General features: G+C 42.2%; 16 protein-coding genes. 6 read left to right on the top strand and 10 right to left on the bottom strand.

Features of this window, described 5'->3' with window-relative positions:
- Nucleotides 1–2: 2 nt before the first annotated feature.
- From tolR to AY607_RS13455, 4 genes are all read right to left on the bottom strand, one after another.
- The gene (gene tolR, locus AY607_RS13470) at nt 3–452 is read right to left on the bottom strand and encodes a protein TolR (protein ID WP_064096250.1); all 450 of its coding nucleotides are present in this window, start codon (nt 450–452) and stop codon (nt 3–5) included.
- Nucleotides 452–1,150: a protein TolQ gene (gene tolQ / locus AY607_RS13465; protein ID WP_004645669.1), complete on the bottom strand. Its 699-nt coding sequence runs from the start codon at nt 1,148–1,150 to the stop codon at nt 452–454. Before tolQ ends, tolR begins: the two co-directional genes overlap by 1 nt.
- A gap of 27 nt (nt 1,151–1,177) precedes the next feature.
- Nucleotides 1,178–1,585: a tol-pal system-associated acyl-CoA thioesterase gene (ybgC, locus tag AY607_RS13460; RefSeq protein WP_004645668.1), complete on the bottom strand. Its 408-nt coding sequence runs from the start codon at nt 1,583–1,585 to the stop codon at nt 1,178–1,180.
- Between the two features lie 269 nt (nt 1,586–1,854).
- A complete protein-coding gene (locus tag AY607_RS13455) occupies nt 1,855–3,198 on the bottom strand; it encodes an amidohydrolase (protein WP_171255313.1) in 1,344 nt (447 codons plus the stop codon).
- A gap of 382 nt (nt 3,199–3,580) precedes the next feature.
- Here AY607_RS13455 and AY607_RS13450 point away from each other — a divergent pair, with 382 nt between their 5' ends.
- Nucleotides 3,581–4,810, top strand: a complete 1,230-nt coding sequence (locus AY607_RS13450) for an acetamidase/formamidase family protein (protein WP_064102864.1) — start codon at nt 3,581–3,583, stop codon at nt 4,808–4,810.
- A 137-nt stretch (nt 4,811–4,947) separates the two neighbouring features.
- Nucleotides 4,948–5,697, top strand: coding sequence for a hypothetical protein (locus AY607_RS15120; RefSeq protein WP_064096248.1), 750 nt, complete (start codon nt 4,948–4,950; stop codon nt 5,695–5,697).
- Nucleotides 5,698–5,709: 12 nt separating this feature from the next.
- Here the strand turns inward: AY607_RS15120 and ruvB are convergent, their stop codons facing one another.
- The 5 genes from ruvB to AY607_RS13425 all read right to left on the bottom strand — a co-directional run bounded on the left by ruvB (nt 5,710) and on the right by AY607_RS13425 (nt 10,979).
- Nucleotides 5,710–6,717 carry a Holliday junction branch migration DNA helicase RuvB gene (gene ruvB, locus AY607_RS13440; protein ID WP_064096247.1) on the bottom strand — a complete coding sequence of 336 codons (1,008 nt, stop codon included), beginning with the start codon at nt 6,715–6,717 and terminating at the stop codon, nt 5,710–5,712.
- 225 nt (nt 6,718–6,942) lie between these two features.
- Complete coding sequence (gene ruvA / locus AY607_RS13435; protein ID WP_004731726.1) at nt 6,943–7,545, bottom strand: Holliday junction branch migration protein RuvA; 603 nt, start codon at nt 7,543–7,545, stop codon at nt 6,943–6,945.
- A gap of 117 nt (nt 7,546–7,662) precedes the next feature.
- Entirely contained in the window at nt 7,663–9,003 is a 1,341-nt protein-coding gene (locus AY607_RS13430; protein WP_064102801.1) for a deoxyguanosinetriphosphate triphosphohydrolase, read from the bottom strand.
- Between the two features lie 195 nt (nt 9,004–9,198).
- Entirely contained in the window at nt 9,199–9,330 is a 132-nt protein-coding gene (locus AY607_RS15250) for a putative transporter small subunit (RefSeq protein ID WP_212839209.1), read from the bottom strand.
- Between the two features lie 11 nt (nt 9,331–9,341).
- On the bottom strand, nt 9,342–10,979 hold the full coding sequence (locus AY607_RS13425) for a sodium:solute symporter family transporter (protein WP_064102800.1): 1,638 nt from the start codon (nt 10,977–10,979) through the stop codon (nt 9,342–9,344).
- 1,305 nt (nt 10,980–12,284) lie between these two features.
- Between AY607_RS13425 and purL the strand changes: the two genes are divergently transcribed.
- The 4 genes from purL to AY607_RS13405 all read left to right on the top strand — a co-directional run bounded on the left by purL (nt 12,285) and on the right by AY607_RS13405 (nt 18,083).
- Nucleotides 12,285–16,118, top strand: coding sequence for a phosphoribosylformylglycinamidine synthase (gene purL, locus AY607_RS13415; protein ID WP_064102799.1), 3,834 nt, complete (start codon nt 12,285–12,287; stop codon nt 16,116–16,118).
- A 220-nt stretch (nt 16,119–16,338) separates the two neighbouring features.
- Nucleotides 16,339–16,752: a hypothetical protein gene (locus AY607_RS13410; protein WP_064096241.1), complete on the top strand. Its 414-nt coding sequence runs from the start codon at nt 16,339–16,341 to the stop codon at nt 16,750–16,752.
- A 278-nt stretch (nt 16,753–17,030) separates the two neighbouring features.
- Nucleotides 17,031–17,156, top strand: a complete 126-nt coding sequence (locus AY607_RS15340) for a KGW motif small protein (RefSeq protein ID WP_263600637.1) — start codon at nt 17,031–17,033, stop codon at nt 17,154–17,156.
- A gap of 258 nt (nt 17,157–17,414) precedes the next feature.
- Nucleotides 17,415–18,083, top strand: a complete 669-nt coding sequence (locus AY607_RS13405; protein WP_081408823.1) for a hypothetical protein — start codon at nt 17,415–17,417, stop codon at nt 18,081–18,083.
- Nucleotides 18,084–18,123: 40 nt separating this feature from the next.
- Here the strand turns inward: AY607_RS13405 and AY607_RS13400 are convergent, their stop codons facing one another.
- Nucleotides 18,124–19,866 (bottom strand): FAD-dependent oxidoreductase, encoded by a 1,743-nt coding sequence (locus AY607_RS13400; RefSeq protein WP_064102797.1) that lies wholly within the window; start codon nt 19,864–19,866, stop codon nt 18,124–18,126.
- Nucleotides 19,867–19,894 lie beyond the last annotated feature (28 nt).

Here is a 19,894-nt window from a genome sequence, read left to right as displayed (position 1 = left end):
CTTTATTCTAGGGGTTTGGTCAGTAAACCGACCTGAGAAAGGCCAGCATCTTGCAGGCTCGACATCAAGGCCATGACCTCACCATAAGGACGGGTATTATGGCCATTGATCACGACATTCAGCACCTTGTTTTCATTTTGTGCCTGGGTTTGGGCATCAACAAGCGTACGGGTTAATTCTTCCAGTGTGACTGGACCAGTCGCCTGATTTTTATATTCTAGATAATATGAACCATCTTCTTTGAGTGTGACAATTGTCGGCGCATCCTTGGATTCGATCGGCAAACCGTTGGCCTGAGGCAAATCGACCTTGATGCCACTGGTAATCATCGGGGCCGTGACCATGAAGATCACCAGAAGTACCAGCATGACATCGATATACGGCACTACATTCATGTCACTTTTCAGTGGCTTTTTAATACGCTGAAAGCGTCCTGAACCTTGAATCGCCATTAGTCTTTGTCCTGAGTTACGCCCACAGACTGACGTTGCAATAGCGCTACCATTTCTTCGGCAAACAGCGCACGGTCAGAGTAGACCGTTTCACCTTTGGCCGTAAAATGGTTGAAAGCCAATACCGCTGGAATGGCTGCGAACAGACCAATCGCCGTTGCAATTAGTGCTTCTGCAATACCGGGTGCGACTGTGGCTAGCGTTACCTGATCGACATCTGCCAGGCCAATAAAGGCATTCATAATGCCCCAGACTGTACCGAACAGACCGACATAAGGCGCGACCGAACCAATACTCGCCAATGCGCCCAGACCTTGTTCCAGATGACCTTGGTCACGGCTTAAACCGACACGCAGAATACGCTCTGTTCCTTCAATCGACTGGGCAGTTGGCGCATGGCGTTTTTTCAGTTTTAGGAATTCGCCCAGACCCTGATAGAAAATATCTTCAAGGCCGGTACGTTTAGAATTAAGTTGTGCATTGTTATACAGAGTATTCAGTTCAGCACCAGACCAGAAGATTTTCTGGAAATGTTCATCATCGGCCTGGGCTTTTTTATAACTCATGTAGAGCCTGGCAATCAGATACCAGCTATATATTGAGGCTAACAGCAGAGAAAGCATCACCAGTTGTACGACAGGGCTTGCTTGTAAAATAAGATCTGAAACTTGAAGAGATGATTCTAACTGAGTCGCCATAGTTGTTACGTGTGCCAATAAATTTTTTTAGTCTTGTTCCAATTCTTTTTGAATTAGTTCGCGGATTTCATCCGGGAGTCGACGTGGTCGCATCTCTGCACTGATACATGCCAACTCAACCTCACCTGATGCAAGCATGATTTCACCACGATAAATATTTTGTTGCAATACAAATGATGAAGCTTTACATGAAATAACACGTGCTGTAACAGTAATTAAGTCATCCATCAGAATCGGACGCATGTATTTAACATTAATTTTATGCACCACAAAGTTGTAGTCTGTCTGATGCCAGTAATGGCTCACTCCAGCGGCACGTAACCATTCGGTACGGGTACGTTCCATATAGCGAATATGATTGGCGTGATAGACAATGCCACCCGCATCAGTATCTTCAATATAAACGCGGATATTGAATTCAAAGTGATTCGCCATAGTTATGTTCCATGCAGATTTTCGAAATTTTTGCTTGTTTTTTTAGAGGCAGGAGGAGGCTTAGAATTTGCCGGATTCCTGCCAAAAGTCAAGCAATTTAGCGGCTCAAAGTTTAGCATTGTGAGTTTTGAGACCAATGGCACAAGATGTCAAATCTGGATGAAAGTGGGTAAGTTAGGGTAGAGCGCAATTAACAGCTCATTTATGAAACAGCAGCAGATACTAAAATGCGCGAGTCTATTGAGCCGCGCATTTTTTGTAGCAGAGGATTAACTTTTATCTTTCTGTTTCCAGTTGGCCTGAACATGCTCAGCCACTTTTGGATAGTCCAGAATAAAACGGATATGGCTTTCGACACCGGTTTTCAAGGTCGCATCATCGACAATGAAATTCGGGTTGTGGTTCGGTGCGGCTTTTGCCGGATCCTGATCTGCTGGCGTGGCACCGACAAATACGAAGAGCGATGGCATAAGCTGGCCATAGTAAGCAAAGTCTTCACTGGCGCTGGCATTGTTATCTAAAACATGCAATTTATCTTCACCATGCACGCTCGCCAATGTCGGGCGCATTAACTCAGTCAAGGTTTTATCATTGGTGGTTACCGGTGCATAAGGTGCAATTTCGACTTTCACCTTGACGTCATTGGCAGCGGCATTGTGTTCCAGCATTTTCGGCAAGTCTTTTAAAATGCCCTGACGTACATCTTCACTATTAGAACGGATGGTACCGACCATATTGACCTGATCTGGAATGACGTTACCGGTGGTACCGCCCTGAATACTGCCGATACTCACCACACCCATCCCTTTAGTCAGGTCAGCTTTACGGCTGATCAGACTTTGTAAATTGGTCACCATCTGGGCAGAGGCATAAATCGGGTCTTTACCTGCCCAAGGCATGGAACCATGCACCTGACTGCCATTGACCTGAATACGTAGATGATCGGCACTATTTAAAATCGCACCATCTTTGTAGAAGATATTGCCACTTGGCATGCCTGCCATTACATGCATCCCGAAAATCACTTCAGGTTTCGGACTGTTCAAGGCACCATCGGCAATCATTTTGCGGGAGCCAATCTGATCTCCATGAGTGAAGTTATCGATATCTGCACCACCTTCTTCAGCCGGCTGGAATACAAACACCACTGTACCCGCAATTTTATCTTTATTGGCCGCCAGCACTTTGGCTGCACCCAATAACATTGCAGTATGTGCATCATGACCACAGGCATGCATCACATAGGTTTCTTTGCCTTGATAAATGGCTTTTTGTTTGCTTGCAAAAGACACTGGTGCAGTTTCCTTGATTGGCAATGCATCCATATCTGCGCGTAAGGCCATTACAGGGCCGGGTTTTGCACCTTTTAATACACCGATTACACCGGTTTTGGCATAGCCTTTACGTACTTCAATACCGTAGGATCTTAATTCTTTTTGGACCAGTTCCGAGGTTTTGAATTCCATGTTGCCCAGTTCAGGATGCTGGTGGATATGCTGGCGTAATTTGATGGTGTGTGCTTCAGCAGCTTGTACAGAATCATCAATCCAGTCGGCCATGCTGAACTGGCTACAGAAAAGAAGAGGGAGACAAAGGGAGATCTGCTTATACATGTTCATACTTCGGGAGAACCTTAAGAATTTTAAACGGTTAAAGTGATTCTTTAGGATGGCATACTGATCTAAATTCCACCAAAACCCTCTAAGTATTTTTTGATACTTTAAAGGTATTCTGAATGTTAATAACTGTTCTCAAAGAGCTTTATTTTCTCTTTTACATTGTAAAAATATGTATCTATATTAATTTTTTATATTTATAAGGTATGAGAATGATAAAAATAACCACATGAAAAATGATTAGGAAAAAGAAAAAATGATTCCATTTATATCTATAGCCTGGATGAAGTGAAGATTTTTTTTAAACCTCTTAAAATAATTTTGGCACTTAGATTGCATTCACTCTTCCGTAATATTTTTTATGACGGAAATTGAACACATGTTAAAACCTTTGGCTTTATCTCTGGCAGTGGCTTCAAGCTTAAGTTTTATTTCGACAAGCATATGGGCTGAAGACTTTAAAATACTGAAACAGCTGGAAAATAAACCGACATTACTCAAAAGTGGTGAATATAAAGGTCATTATTATGTGCCGAGTACCTTGAATACGATTACGTGGGGTTATCTGCCAAATAAAGATGCAAAACCTGTTTTGACTGTCCCTTCAGGTAGCACAGTTACTTTCGATACGGTTTCCCATGAAGGGCTGCTAGAAGATCAGGGCCGCAATGCAGAGAAATATTTCACCTCAAAAGGTGTCAAGCCTGAGCATGTTTTAGATGAAGCCAAGCTGATCACGAATTCCACATTAAAACATGATTTCCATAAAGATGGGCCACACATTATTACCGGGCCTGTCTATGTAGAAGGGGCAATGCCGGGCGATATTCTAAAGGTGGAGATTCTAAAAGTTGAACCGCGTGTGCCTTATGGCGTGATTTCAAACCGTCATGGCAAAGGGACCTTACCCGAATTCCCGAAACGTCAGAAACATGAGCATGCATCTCCAACCAATCCGGAGACTTATGGCAACGTGTCCATTTTTACCCCAATTGAGAAAAATGCGGATGGCGTATGGGAAGGCGTTTTAAAAACTGAATCTGGCAAAGCGATACGTTTCCCGCTGAATCCGTTTATGGGCACGATGGGCGTTGCACCGAATACCAGTGAGCCTGTGCATTCTGTGCCACCATCATTTTATGGCGGAAATATCGACATCAATGAATTAGGAGCAGGCGCAACGGCTTATTATCCTGTACAAGTGCCAGGTGCTTTATTCTATACAGGCGATAGTCACTTTGTACAAGGCGATGGCGAGGTGGCTTTAACTGCCTTGGAAGGATCAGCACGTGCGACTTTAAAATTCACTTTGCTTAAATCTGGAAAAGACAAAATTCCGGGTGCAGAGATTAAACAGCCGCTGGCTGAAAATGCTGAATTCTGGATCACACCGGGTCTGGATGAAGATTTAGATGAAGCTATGCGTAAATCTACCCGTGAAGCGATTCGTTTTCTGGTCAATGAATATGGCATTTCTGAAGAAATTGCCTATGCCTACTTAAGTGCTGCCACTGACTTTGAAGTATCACAAGTGGTCGATAAAACCAAAGGTATTCATGCCATGATTCGCAAGGCGGATTTTAAGGAGTTTAAGAAAGAAGAGAAGTAATTTTTTTTATTTAGTTTTTTTATTTTGTGCTTTTACCAACTGATTAGACATGGTCAGTTGGCTTTTTAATTTTTGATACCTTGAAAATGTTTAGAATGCGATGCTTATAGATTTGAGTTAAATATTGGGGGGAAGATTTGACACAGGAAAATAATAATGAGGTGATGATTCAACTGCCGTGGGCAGTACCACAACAGCCTTTAGTACAAACTACAAGTATTCTCGAAAATCTAAATAAGAAAATGGAACTTAATCTCACTCATTCGACAGATACAACCGCAATTTGGTCTTTTATTATAGCGATGATTGTCGCTATAATTTTAGGAATTTCTGCAACATTTATCGCTATTTGGTATGGACGGAAAAGTTTTGATTTAACTAAACAGTCTTTTGATGCATTAGTAAAGCAAATAGAAAGTTCTGAAAAAATAATCCAAGATTCAAATCAAAGCTTGATTGCATCACAAGCTGAATTAAAAAAATATGAACTAGAATATCTTCATAGGGTAGAAGAAACTAATAAGTTAAGAAACATTGTAGCTGACTATTTATCACATTTAGTGCAGTTTAATATTGATATCACAATGAATTTTAAAACATATTCAACTGTTGACTTAATTCAGGAAATTATAAAATTTAATACTCAAATCATTAAATTTCATTATCAAATTGAATTGTTTCTTGATTCTCCTTCTACTGACTCACATTCTAAAATAGAAAATGCATTAAAAAGGGTATTAAATTCTGTATGGGAAATTAGAGACTCTGTTGAAAATAAAGAAAAATTTAATATGAGTTTGGCTATTTATTCCTTAAGTTTACAAGCTGTTAGAGAAGAATTGAGTAATTTAATTATTCAAGAGATAAAAAAACAAAAGGGAGAATAAATCTCCCTTTTCTCATTTGTCCTTCGGTTCAGGAGGAGTCATCCCAAACTGCAAATACGCCATATTGGTGGCAATACGACCACGTGCAGTACGCATCACATAACCTTGCTGAATCAGATAAGGTTCAATCACATCCTCCAACGTACCAGAATCTTCTGCCATGGCTGCTGCGAGCGCTTCTACGCCAGCAGGGCCGCCATCAAAACGTTCAAGCAACATTGATAAATAACGGCGGTCTAAAGTATCTAGACCATCTTTATCGACTTTGAGCATGTCCAAAGCACGTTGTGCCATATCCTGATTGATTTCACCAGTACCTTTGACCTGAGCATAGTCACGCACACGACGCAATAAACGGTTAGCAATACGTGGTGTACCTCGTGAACGACGGGCAATTTCTTTTGCACCATCTCCCGTCATCGGTACATCCATCAAATTGGCTGAACGTTTGACAATGTGGGTTAAATCTTCAACCGAATAAAACTCTAAACGTTGCACGATTCCAAAACGGTCACGCAGTGGTGAAGTCAATAAACCGGCACGTGTAGTTGCAGCTACCAAGGTAAATGGCGGTAAATCCAGTTTAATCGAACGGGCAGCCGGGCCTTCACCAATCATGATGTCGAGTTGATAATCTTCCATCGCCGGATACAGGATTTCTTCAATGACCGGTGAAAGACGGTGAATCTCGTCAATAAACAGGACATCGCCTTCTTCCAGATTCGTTAGCATGGCTGCTAAATCACCGGCACGTTCTAGTACCGGGCCAGAGGTTGACTTGAGATTGCCCCCCATTTCACGGGCAATAATATTGGCCAATGTCGTTTTACCCAGACCTGGCGGGCCAAAGATCAGCGTGTGATCGAGAGCTTCTTCACGGCCACGGGCTGCGCCAATAAAAATTTCCATCTGCTCACGGACCACTGGCTGACCGATGTAGTCATCGAGGGATGTCGGGCGGATGGCACGATCAAAATGATCTTCGGGTTTTTCAGAACCACTGATGAGACGGTCTTGCATATCTATTAACTTAATCTCTTTATTGAAGCTGTTTGATGCTGCGGAAACAGCCTCAAATAATGATTTGTGTTTAGCTGCCATTGTGTAGGCGTTGTTTTACTTTTGAAAGATCAAAAGTAACAAAAATCTTTTGTTGAACTGAAGGTGTGTCCTACACCCCAGTTCAACGGGCGACATCCTTGTCGCCATACATTTATCAAATTCGGGTTGATGGCGGTCTACGATTTATTTATTCATCGACTTTAATGCAGCGCGGATAATATCGCTGGCTTCAGTAAATTCACCTTTGGCAGCATTCACCAGTTTTTGTGCTTCAGCAGGTTTATAGCCCAAGGACTGTAATGCAGCTTCCGCTTCAGCCACGGCTGAATTGCCCATAAACTGAATCTGTGGTGCAGTTGAATTACTTGGTGCAGCACCTGAAGCCATGGCTTTAAAGCGGTCACGCAATTCAATCATCAGGCGTTCTGCAGTCTTTTTACCCACCCCCGGAACCTTGACCAGAGTATTGATATCTTCATGTTCAACGGTGTGGATCAGCATTTCCACACTTAAAGTGGAAAGGATACCAAGCGCCATTTTCGGACCAACGCCGTTCACCTTTAATAAGGTACGGAAAATGGTTTTTTCCTGCGCATTGATAAAGCCATAAAGTAACTGGGCATCTTCACGAACAGCAAGATGGGTCCACAGGGTAATTTTCTGGCCTTTTTGCAACTGGCAGAAAGTGGTTAAAGGGGTGTCAATCTCATAACCTACCCCGTTTACATTTAATAAAACAGTCGGTGCTTCCAGTGCCAGCACTTCCCCAATCAGGCATCCAATCATTTTTTATACATACTCATATTTAATACAGGCATAGTAGTCAGCATTTTCGATAAAGGCAAAACTCTATCAGTTAAAAGCAGTGATTTTGCTGAGATTATCATCAGGCGCTCGTTCGCATTAGAGTAACCCGGCTTTATTGCCATGCAGTTCCTGCGCCAGATTATAGGCCTGGTGATCAGAAAACTTGGAGACGATATCCAGCACCTGCATGATATTGGCATAGTGATCATCTGCAAAATATGCACCTGAGCGTTTTAAAATAGCCATTAAACGTTGTTCCTTAAAACTCAATGTCTTCTGTGGCGTGCTCAATGGAATAAAGGCATCCAGAATCGTCTGCAGACTTTGATGCGCGATAATTTCCAGACCTGCTTTTTGCGGATGTTCAAAGATTTTGTCTCGCGCCAGTTCTTTGGCCCGGTTAATACCCATTTCAATATCAGCACTACAATAACCCAGCAATGAGCTTTGTAATTGGCCCATCAGAATTTCCTGCTGATGTCGTGCAAATGCTGTAGTAACTTCTTCTACCAGACGTTTCATCACCCGGCCACGCAGCGCGGCAATTTTTTGTTGCCAGGTGGTATAAGGCATATTGATTTCTTCAGGCGTGCCATAATCACCCAGCAAGTTCAGAAAGACTGGTTCAACTTCCGCATAGCTGAGCATATTCAGGCTGATACCATCTTCCAGATCAATCAGGGCATAGCAGATATCATCCGCAGCTTCTAAAAGATAGGTCAGGGGATGACGGCAATAATGATAGTCACCTAGCTGGATCAGGCCCAGATGTTCAGCAATTTCCTGCAAAACCTCTTTTTCAGACTGGTAGCAGCCGAATTTCGGACGACGGCTGGCTGGCGTGTTGCCGGTCGGGTCAATGGTTTGCGAGAGCCACGGATATTTGAGATAAGCACCCAGAGTGGCATAGGTCAGACGCATACCGCCGTCATTAGGATGATAGTCAATCTTGGTCAGAAGACGCAGGCCCTGGGCATTACCTTCAAACTGACGGACATCGGCTTCCTGTTCGGGACTCAGGTTTTTTAAGAAGTCGGTATGTGATGCATCGTCAAACCATTCCCGAATGGCATATTCGCCGGCATGGCCAAAAGGCGGATTACCAATATCATGTGCCAGACAGGCGGCCTGAATGATGGCACCGACATCAGCCGGAGAAATCCAGGCAGGTAAATTATCTTTGATTTTTTCGGCAGCCAGCATACCCAATGAACGGCCAATACAGGAGACCTCAAGCGAATGGGTCAAACGGGTATGAATCCCGTCATGCTGAGTCAGGGGATGGACCTGGGTTTTGCGGTTTAACTGACGGAAACTGTGTGAAAAAATAATACGGTCATAGTCTTTATGGAACGGGCTGCGTGCCAGTTCAGTTTTTTGCTTTTTACTACCAATCCGAACTGTCGAGAGCAGTTCTAACCAACGCATTTGAGTCATTTATCATTATTCAGTTATTAACTGTTTGCATCATGCCAAAAAACTGGTTCGGGGACTAGGGCAGTGCGACATGAATTGTCATGCTGCATATGGTTATTTTAGCCAGCTGTAAAAGACTGAGAATTAAAAATCGAAATTATCAAATGAACAATAAAAAAGCAGGCTATTGAACCTGCTTTTTTATAGGGTAAAGAATCAGATTAGCTCTTTACCATTCTTCTTGGCCTGTTGTGTGTCTTTATAGACATTCAGGCAAATCGTGAACAAGACCAGGCTTGCCACCAATGGCCAAAAAAGTACATATAGGGTCAATAATTGACTTGTCATCTGAACTCTCCTTATTTACTTTTCTCAGATAGCTGGTGAAATTCAATCACCATCTTGTTGATTTGTTTAAAATCAAATCGTTCTTTACTGTAGAGTAGCGTCAACACAGTACATACCAGCGCACTACTGCCATACGCTGTCAGTGAGCTTAATAAAGTGCCATATTCGCGCAAAAAGCCGATGGTCCATGGCATGAAGCCAATACTGGCCAATATGCCAACGACCAGACCCACTTTCTTGCCAAAGAAACCAAAGGTCATCAGACCCAGCACTACACCAATCCCCAGGGTCGCAACGAGTTCAAAGCCAAGTGCGATCAATCCCTGAATCGGAAGCCATTCAAAACGTACAATCAGAAAGCTTAAAAATGCCAGGCCCACTGACCAGTTAAAGGCCCGGGCATTCACCTTGTCCCAATACAGGCTGACAATCACCGGGAACACAATAGAGCCCCAAAGCGCACCCACAAAAATCAGCATCGACAAAATGTCAAATTTCAAGGTGGCAATCAAAATTCCAAGCATGGTGGCAACGATCATGGTCATACGGCCAATAAATAGCATTTTCTTTGGATCAGGGCGGTTTTTCGCAATCTGTTTGCCATAAATGTCCGTCATGACAATCGCAGACAGAGCAGACAGATCCGAGTCAGCGGTAGAAGACAGGGCTCCAATCACCATGATGAATAACAGCGCGACCATAAATGGCGAAAGATAAGTCGCTGCCATTTGTGGAATCAGGTTATTCAGGTTGCCATCAATGGGTTGAATACCTGCAAATAGTGCCAGTAATCCAAGCATGCCTAGACCAATGACAATTGCAGCATAACCAATGGTTGCAGTGATAAAACTCGGTTTGATCAGGTCTTCACGGACTGCAAACAGGCGCTGGGCAATGGTCTGATTACCAATCGCATAGGCCAATACGGCAACAAAAAATGGTGCGCCTTGTTCCAAAAAGGCTGTTTTAGAGAAAAAATCCAGCTGTTCCGGTTGCAGGTGATGAATTCCGCTTTGAAACAGGGATGGCCCACCTAAGGTAAAGAATAAGGTTGGAATAATGATCACAGCCGCGACAATCATTGCCACCAGTTGACCAAAATCGGTAAAGACTGAGGAACGGAACCCCGACCAGAGGGTATAGGACAGTACACCGATACCAGTAATCAGCACGCCATGGATAAAGCTTAAAGGAGATAAAATTTCAACCAGTGCCCCGGCAGCGGTAAAGTTCACCATCAGGCTGATCACGCTACCCACAATATTGGAACCTGCCAGAATCATCTGACTTTGATTGCCATGCCGGGCATGCATGATTTCTGCCAAAGTATGTGCATTAGGTGCCAGTTCACGAAAGCGCTTGCCAAAGGGATAGATAAATAAAATCATCAGCGCACCCCACAAACCATAGTGGAGGGCACCAGACACGCCGTATGTATATCCGGATGAAGCTGCTGCATAAAACGAGGCAGCCCAGATCCAGGTGGCGGTCATACTGGCAGCAGACATTCCAAATCCGATGGAGCCATTCGAAACCATGTAGCCATCGACATTTTCATTTTTCTGTTTAATGCGTAACGATAGTAGAAAGGTGATGCCATAGAAAAGCACCATCAATAGTACAGTTGCTGTACTAGTGAACTGAAACATACATACTCCTTAAGCGGGTCACCTTTTGTTTTTGAAAGTTAAATCATTGGTGACAGATTAAGGCTCTAAAATAGACAGAGCAGTGAAGCTATAGAACATCAAAAAGTGAGTGTCCGAATATAGAATTTATATTCATCTCTACAGCAGAAAGGAAAAACCATTGCCAGGCCCGGAATTTGGACGTTTTCTCAGCAATGGAGCAAGAGCCTAACATAAAATCATCAAATTTACTGATGAAGTATCTATTTTGTAAGATTTCTGGCTGATATAGAGATGTAAGCTCGTTACTCTTACCTTTGAATAAAAAAATATTTTTTTGTCATTTTTTTAGCAATTACAAATATTTATTTTAAAATTTTTGAGTTAAATAAAAACTGAGAATACGGATTAAATAAAAAAGGTAACAAAATTTTATTATTAATCATTTCTTCATTATTTTTTTAGATAGTCCTCATAATTACTGGTAAATTTTTTCATAAATACGAGTGGTGTTTTGCTATTTATATTGTGCTTTTTACGCATAATAGAACTAATGAATAAGTGATGAAATTTCAAAATATTGGATATGATGGGGTAATTTTATCGATATAATCTTTGGTCTTTTAGATCAGTAAATTTTACTTAATTATGATCTAAGAAGATAAACATCAAATATGAAAAAATAAAAGGATCAAATAAGGAATTTTATTTTTATTCTTTTAGAAGATGAGAATAGATGTTCGGTTTTTGTTCTGAAGATTATGTTAAATTAAAATACCACTCAGTATTAATTATTCGTTTATAGAGGGTGGTAATTTGCCTCTAGTGCCCTAATGGAGGAGATGGGCAGAGAACTGTTCCTTGTAGTGCAGAACGGCAGAAGACCTTTAACCAATTTTCTAATCTTGAGGGTGAAAGGTGAGAGTCAATCAAAATAATTAAAAACAGCGTGCAAAAATAGAACTTCATGAAAAACCTGGTTCTTAAGTATTTTATTCTGTTTTATACAGGAGTTTTGGCAAGTTATAGCCATACAATCTGAACAAGAATTTGTCATGATTGTTGTTGAAAAATAATACAATTTTTATATATAAAATTATTCTGAACTGGTTTTGATTTTTCTTTAAAAAAATGTGATAACCTGTGCGACTACATTCAATTTTCCTGACTGAAAATAAACAAAATTTTTTAAAAGTCCAGGGTATTTCAGCTATAGTTTTCTGATTTGGCATCTAGCCGATTTCCTTATTTCACAGTAGAATATGCGCTCTCTCAAGTCACATTGTGGCATGGTTGTTCAGACCATCCCGTGGAGCCAAAATCAGCATGTTTATCGTTGCCGGTGCACCCGCACATTCTTCTTTTAAGAAAACTCAACTATTATCGCGTTTGACGTCAATTAGTTCTGTTCAATCAATTGAAAGTCAATGGGTCTACCTCTTTGACCAAGCGCTCAGCGAGCAACAACAGCAATCAGCTTTACAGCTTCTCAACGATGGTCAATCTTTTGAATTGCACCAGGCTGCAAGTGATGAAATTCAGATTTTAGTCACACCGCGCGTCGGAACCATCTCTCCTTGGTCCTCTAAAGCGACGGATATTTTCAAAAACTGTAATACGCCTGTTCATCGTTTAGAACGCGGCGTTTTATTTACTTTGAAAGGCACAAAAGAGCTTTCCAAAGAGGCTCTACAGGTCCTGCACGACCGTATGACCGAAAGCGTATTCAATGCGATTGAAGATGCTGCGGTATTATTTGTGGAAACGGCGCCCAAACCATTGAACTCCATTGATATTCTGGGGGAAGGTAAAGAAGCGCTGGTTAAAGCCAATAATGAATTTGGTTTCGCATTATCAATGGACGAAATTGATTACCTGACTGAAGCTTTCATCAAGCTGGGTCGTAATCCGAATGACATTGAACTGATGATGTTTGCACAAGCCAACTCTGAGCATTGCCGTCATAAAATCTTCGGTTCAGAATGGACAATTGATGGTGAAGTTCAGCCATTGTCATTGTTCCAGATGATCAAAAATACGTATAAAGAATCACCAACAGACGTATTGTCAGCTTATAAAGACAACGCTTCAGTGATTGTGGGTTTTGATACGCAACGTTTCTATCCAACCCTGGAAAATAGTGGACAACACGTTTATAAGTACAAGAGTCAGGCTGCACATATCCTGATGAAGGTAGAGACGCATAATCACCCGACTGCGATTGCACCATTTGCCGGTGCTGCGACAGGTTCAGGCGGTGAAATCCGTGATGAAGGCGCAACTGGTCGGGGTGGTAAACCAAAAGCAGGTTTAACAGGTTTCACTGTTTCTAACCTGAATATTCCAGGCTTTGAACAGCCTTGGGAAGAAAACTACGGCAAACCATCTCGTATGGCATCTCCACTTCAAATCATGATTGAAGGCCCATTGGGTGGTGCAGCGTTTAACAACGAATTTGGTCGTCCTGCATTAAACGGTTACTTCCGTACCTTTGAACAAAACGTCAATGGCGATGTTAAAGGTTTCCATAAGCCAATCATGATTGCCGGTGGTTACGGGAATATCCGTCCGGATCACGTTGAAAAAGATCCGATTCAGCCGGGCGATTTATTGATCGTTCTTGGTGGTCCAGCCATGCTTATTGGTTTAGGCGGTGGTGCAGCGTCTTCTGTAGACAGCGGTAAATTGGGCGAGAACCTGGACTTTGCTTCGGTACAACGTGAAAATCCGGAAATGGAACGCCGTTGCCAAGAAGTGATTGATACCTGCTGGCGCATGGAAGATCACAACCCAATCGTGTCGGTGCATGATGTAGGCGCGGGTGGTATTTCCAATGCCATGCCTGAACTGGTGAATGACCACGAGCTTGGTGCAGTGCTGGATCTGCGTAAGATTCCATCGCTTGAGCCAGGTATGTCTCCAATGGAAATCTGGTCAAACGAAGCGCAAGAACGTTATGTTTTGGCGATTCGTCCATCTTCTTTAGAATTATTTGAATCGATCTGTGCGCGTGAACGTTGTCCGTTTGCAGTACTGGGTGAAGCGACTGAAGCACGTCATTTAACCGTTGAAGATCCATTGTTCGGCAACAAGCCGGTGGATATGCCAATGCAGGTGATGCTTGGTGGTACGCCACGTATGAGTCGTTCATATGAAACGATTGAACGCAAAGGCGATGACTTTGACGCGGCTAAAGTCACTGATCTGAAAGATGCAATCTACCGTGTTATCAAGAATCCAACTGTTGCTTCTAAATCGTTCCTGATCACCATTGGTGACCGTTCAATTACCGGTATGGTTGCGCGTGACCAGATGGTTGGTCGCTGGCAGGTTCCTGTCGCGGATGCTGCTGTGACTACAACAAGCTTGGTGGGTTACACCGGTGAAGCAATGGCAATGGGTGAACGTCCACCAGTAGCCTTGTTGAATCCTGCTGCGTCTGCACGTTTATCAGTTGCTGAATCGATCTCGAACATCATGTCTGCGAAGATTGAAAAAATCAGCGATATCAAACTGTCTGCAAACTGGATGGCGGCTGCCGGTCAACAAGGTGAAGACCAGGCATTATTCGAAGGCGTAAAAGCTATCGGTATGGAAATGTGTCCGGCTCTGGGTATTGCAATTCCGGTGGGTAAAGACTCATTGTCTATGCGTACCACCTGGAATGACGAAGGTGAAGACAAATCTGTTACTTCTCCAATGTCAGGCGTAATCACCGCATTTGCACCAGTGACTGATGTGCGCAAGACATTGACGCCTGAAATGAAAGATATTGAATCTGTACTGGTTCGTATTGATCTGTCTAAAGGTCAGTTCCGTTTAGGTGGTTCGATTCTGGCGCAGGTATACAAAGCGATTGGTTCGGTTACTCCTGATGTTGATAGCTTTGATGACTTCAAAACATTCTTCACATTGATTCAAGAATGGAACAACCGTGGCTTGATCAAGGCGTACCATGACATCGGTGATGGTGGCTTATTGGCAACTGTTGCAGAAATGATGTTCGCTTCACGTCTTGGTGTCGCACTTGAAGAGCAATCGGTTGCAAGCCTGTTCGCTGAAGAAATTGGTGCAGTGCTGCAAATCTCGAAAGCAGATTGGGAGGTATTACAGGCTGAAGTTGCAGCATCTACGCTTAAAGATGCAATTACAGTGGTGGGTACTGTCAACAATACAGATACTTTAACTGTAAATGGCTTGAGCTTAGATCGTGCTGATCTACAAGTGGCCTGGACTGAAGTATCACATCAAATCCAGCGCCTGCGTGACAACGTGGAAACGGCGGATCAGGAATTTGCGTTAATTACTGATAAAGCACACCAAGGTATTATTGCTCAACCGACATTTGACCTGAACGAACCTGTTGAAGCGCCTTTCATTAACTTGCGTCGTCCAAATATGGCAATTCTGCGTGAGCAGGGTGTCAATGGTCATGTAGAAATGGCTGCAGCATTTGATAAAGTCGGCTTCAATACGGTTGACGTACATATGAGTGACTTGCTGGCAGGTCGTATCAGCCTGGATGATTTTGAAGGCTTGGTAACTTGTGGTGGTTTCTCGTATGGTGACGTGCTGGGTGCAGGCGGCGGCTGGGCAAAATCAGTCTTATTCAATGCCAAGTTACGTGACCAGTTTGAGAAATTCTTTAACCGTCAGGAAACTTTCTCATTAGGTATCTGTAATGGTTGCCAGATGTTGTCCCAATTGGCTCCACTGATTCCGGGTGCTGAACACTGGCCTCGTTTCTACCGTAATAAGTCAGAAGTATTTGAAGCACGTGCAGTGAACGTACGTGTAGAAAAATCGAATTCTGTCTTGTTGCAAGATATGCAGGGTTCGATTCTACCGATCGCTGTAGCGCATGGTGAAGGTCGTGCGGTTGCAACTGCGGAAAACTTTGCTGCACTGAATGCATCGAATCAGGTCGTTTTACGTTATGTCGATAGCCATGGCAATGCAACTGAACAGTATCCATTGAACCCGAACGGTTCACCAGAAGGTATTACTGGTGTAACGTCGCAGGATGGTCGTGCAACGATTATGATGCCACATCCGGAACGTAACTTCCGAGCGATTCAGCATTCTTGGAAACCGGAAGACTGGGATCAGGATGGTGCCTGGTTACGTATGTTCCGTAATGCACGTAAGTTTATTGGTTAATCCATTTTAAATTTCAAGAAAGGGTCGCAAAAGCGGCCCTTTTTATTGGAATATCCGCTTTCAGAGAAAGCTGAATGATTTATTAATTATTCTACTGAATTTATATAGATAGGTTACAAATTAACCATAAGAATATCAAAAATCATAAATATAAAAAGGCATGAGAAGAGTAAGCTATTTGTTAAAACTCGAAAAATTAAAAACCCCGAGGGTCCACAAGATGAAAAGAATAAATCTGTTTTGTTTAACAGCGACTTGTGTATTTCTAGCTGCTTGTGCGATGACACCCGAGCAAAAAGCGGAGCGTGCACAAGAAAAAGCGAAAAAACGTTTAGCCTTACAAGTACAGATGGCTCAGCAATGTGATCCTGTAGCAGCTAAACTTATGTCTCAGCTACCTACCATTAGCCAGCTACCTCCAGCACAACGTACCCAATTTGACCAGCAATATGAGGCGCGTGTAAATAATCCAACTTTCCAGTCATGTTATAACATGGCGTTTAAGGCATATAACGAGCAGCAGCAACTGAATCTGGCAGAATTAGAATGGGATACTGATGCCGGCTGGTTTAATAATTCACCATTTAACTGTGAATTCCCGCGTCCAGAAGGACCATTTTGGCGGGCCTGCTAATACTTAACTTAGGTAAGATGATCTAGTAGAAATACTTATAACTGGATAATATAAAGATTTTTATTTAGACTAGCTTCATGAATTGCCACCTTTGGGTGGCTTTTGTTTTTTAAATATTTTGATTTTTTAATTTTATTTCTCCTGCTGATCTGGTTTGAATTTTGCTTTCATATGATAGATAAAGTGTTAAGGTATATTTTATGCACAACTTTATTGCACTATAAAAGAAAGATGGAATAGATCGATTCAGTATCAATTCTCAAGTATGAGGTGATGACATGATAAAGACATTTAGAATAATGGATAGGGCGACAATGCGTCAGAAAGGTTGGTGGTTGTTTGGCTTTGTTGTTAGCCTACAAATATTGTTTGTACTCGGCAGTTGTTTGATGCAGGGTTCTTGATATTTAGATTTAGAAAAAGCCACCGAGAGGTGGCTTTTTACGTATGGTGTGTAGATAGAATTGTTACTTTGAAGGATGAGAAATATATTCCGTAAAGTAACCAAAATTCTTTGTCAGACTGATGGAACGTCCATGTCTTACAGTCTGACGGGCGATATCCATATCGTAATGTAGGTAATTAGATTTAATCTTTGAAAATAAGGTATATTTATAATTTGTTATAAGTGTTTGAACTAAAATAAATTTAGGTTGATTAAATTGAAGAAAAATATCGTTTGGGGACTTATTGTTGCCATTTTGGGTATGGGGAGTAGTTTATGGCTTCTTATCGATCTTGAGAAACTTTCAGGAGCTGAGTTTGTTACTTTATCTCTAGGATTTGCCGTAATAGGATTAATAATAGCTTTTGCTGCTGAGGTCCAGGAGTTCTCAATTGTAGGGAATGGAGTTAAGTTAAAAGAATTAAGATCAGAAGCTGAGAAAACAATTGAAGAATTAAGAAAAGGTCGTACAGAGTTATTTCGCATTTTAATTCAAACAAGCACTGAATTGTCAGGAGGGTTAGCAGGTCCTTCAAAGGTAGAAAGTAGAGCTAAAAAGTTTATTCATATCTTTAAAGAAGTTGAAAAATTTGATTGTATAAAAGAATTAAAAGCTGATTTAGAAAAATCTTTACAAGTAATAGTGATTGCTCAGTATAATAAATTAAGCTTTATTCATAAAAAACAAAAAGAATTTAATAATGAGTTTACTGATTGTGAAAAAGCGACTTACTTATATATTGCCTTGAGTGATGATGTAATTAGAGATAGTTACACAAATAGAAGACCAGAGCCAGATTTTCAAACTGAGAAAGATGACATTATCAAAGCGATAGATGTATATGCTGAACTTTATGAGATAAAACTTAAGTTAGATGAGGCTTGAATATAAAAAAGACCATCTTTCGATGGTCTTTTTTATCAAATTAAACAGTTAATTGAACCAGCTTTAATACCGCTTTCAACGTATGTTCATAATCAAAAGCATCATTAGTATTGTCCTGATAACGCCAAGCTACATAACCATCTGGACGAACCAGGATTGCACCAGATTCATGAATTTCAGACTTTGCATTCCAGGTGCCATACACATCACGATAGTCACGTGAACCAATCTGAATCACATCCAGATATGGCAGTTTCAATGCTTCAGCCGCCTGTTTCCAGCCTTTGCCAGATAAACCCGTCAGGAGAGTAAAACGACCTTTACCAGTAATATCTAGCGTGGACTGCTTTTGACCTTTGGCATTGATCAGCCAGGTATGCGGCACTTTGGCACCCGGGCGCGTTGTTGCTTGCAAATAAAGCTGCTCATCTTTTTCAAAAGCTTCAGGCTCAGATTCTGCAATCACCGCATTTGAATTATAGCGCTGGTTCAGCTCTACACCTTGGGCATTAAATTCGAAGTTTTTAATTTCCAAAGCTTCAAACAGTTTTTTGCGGATTTCAGCACCTTGCTCAGTTTCAGCAAAAATACGTTCCAGCATTTGTTTTTGTGTAGTTACACCATTGTCAAAACCAAAGACTTCTTTCAGGTATTTATAATCAAAACGTGACTGGTTCGCTCGCGCCACAATCTGCTTACCCACCGGTGCACGTTCAGCCGTATAGGAATCCAGCAGGGCAGGCACAGCCCAGCCTTTCACAGCATATGCCAGTTTCCAGCCCAGATTAAAGGCATCCTGCATACAGGTATTTGAACCTAATCCGCTTGAAGGTGGATGACGGTGCACTGCATCACCTCCGCAGAATACACGGCCTTTAGAATATTCAGTTGCCCAGGTCTGGTTCACATACCAGTATGACAGTTTCTGAATCTCGACTTCTTCAACTTCAGTACCGACGAAGGCATTCAGGCGGGCACGTACCTGTTCCTCAGTCACTTGTGGTTCGCCTTTGGAAATGTCAAAGCCCCAACCCATAATCCATTCATTCCATGGCGTAATAGCACGTAACAATCCCATACCGAGGTCGCCAAAGCTGGCTTCAGGATTGACAATCCATTGCAGAATAGCAGGGCGGTGTTGCACGTATTGAGAAAGATCAGCTTTAAAGGTCACATACACTGTGCCGGCTCGTGCCATTATACCTTCAAGAGGTAAATCAAGCTGTTCCAGCACACGGGATTTTGCCCCATCCATTCCCACCAGATATTTCGCTCTCAAGCTAAATTCAGTGTTGGTAATCCGGTTGAGGAAAGTGGCTGTCACGCCAGCTTCGTCCTGCACATGCGACAGATATTCAGTATTAAAATTATAAATCGCACCACGCTCAGCAGCATTCTTAACCAGCAAGGCTTCCATTTTGGGCTGGATCAAATCAACTAAAGGACATGGGCTACCTTTTATATAATCGCCATGACGTTCATCGCCCGTACCCCAGGCACTTAAACGGGCAATTTCTTCACCGACCAGACTGGTGGTAATCAGGCTTTCACCCATCTGCTCCCAAGGTGTAGCGATCTCTTTGACCTGCTCTTCAATACCTAAATCACGTAATACCTCCATGGCACGCTGATTGGTAATATGTGCACGTGGGCTATTGGCCAGCCAGCTAAACTGGGTAAATAGCTGTACTTTGATGCCATAATTGGCCAGGGCCAGACCTAATGTTGAACCTGCAGGACCGGTACCAATCACTAAAACATCGGTGTCATATTGCGGTGCCATTACATACTCCATGAATGTCGCTATTACA

Origin of the sequence: Acinetobacter sp. SFA, from assembly GCF_001647535.1 — a bacterium.
GTDB classification, from domain to species: Bacteria; Pseudomonadota; Gammaproteobacteria; order Pseudomonadales; family Moraxellaceae; genus Acinetobacter; species Acinetobacter pecorum.
This window is presented reverse-complemented; position numbering and strand designations above follow the sequence as displayed.

Coding starts and splice junctions, on each gene's coding strand:
- AY607_RS13455 (WP_171255313.1), bottom strand. CDS start 3,198: ATGTATAAGCAGATCTCCCTTTGTCTCCCTCTTCTTTTCTGTAGCCAG.
- AY607_RS13450 (WP_064102864.1), top strand. CDS start 3,581: ATGTTAAAACCTTTGGCTTTATCTCTGGCAGTGGCTTCAAGCTTAAGT.
- tolQ (WP_004645669.1), bottom strand. CDS start 1,150: ATGGCGACTCAGTTAGAATCATCTCTTCAAGTTTCAGATCTTATTTTA.
- AY607_RS13425 (WP_064102800.1), bottom strand. CDS start 10,979: ATGTTTCAGTTCACTAGTACAGCAACTGTACTATTGATGGTGCTTTTC.
- AY607_RS13410 (WP_064096241.1), top strand. CDS start 16,339: ATGAAAAGAATAAATCTGTTTTGTTTAACAGCGACTTGTGTATTTCTA.
- AY607_RS15340 (WP_263600637.1), top strand. CDS start 17,031: ATGATAAAGACATTTAGAATAATGGATAGGGCGACAATGCGTCAGAAA.
- tolR (WP_064096250.1), bottom strand. CDS start 452: ATGGCGATTCAAGGTTCAGGACGCTTTCAGCGTATTAAAAAGCCACTG.
- AY607_RS13430 (WP_064102801.1), bottom strand. CDS start 9,003: ATGACTCAAATGCGTTGGTTAGAACTGCTCTCGACAGTTCGGATTGGT.
- ruvB (WP_064096247.1), bottom strand. CDS start 6,717: ATGCAAGACCGTCTCATCAGTGGTTCTGAAAAACCCGAAGATCATTTT.
- AY607_RS13400 (WP_064102797.1), bottom strand. CDS start 19,866: ATGGCACCGCAATATGACACCGATGTTTTAGTGATTGGTACCGGTCCT.
- ybgC (WP_004645668.1), bottom strand. CDS start 1,585: ATGGCGAATCACTTTGAATTCAATATCCGCGTTTATATTGAAGATACT.
- purL (WP_064102799.1), top strand. CDS start 12,285: ATGTTTATCGTTGCCGGTGCACCCGCACATTCTTCTTTTAAGAAAACT.
- AY607_RS15250 (WP_212839209.1), bottom strand. CDS start 9,330: ATGACAAGTCAATTATTGACCCTATATGTACTTTTTTGGCCATTGGTG.
- ruvA (WP_004731726.1), bottom strand. CDS start 7,545: ATGATTGGATGCCTGATTGGGGAAGTGCTGGCACTGGAAGCACCGACT.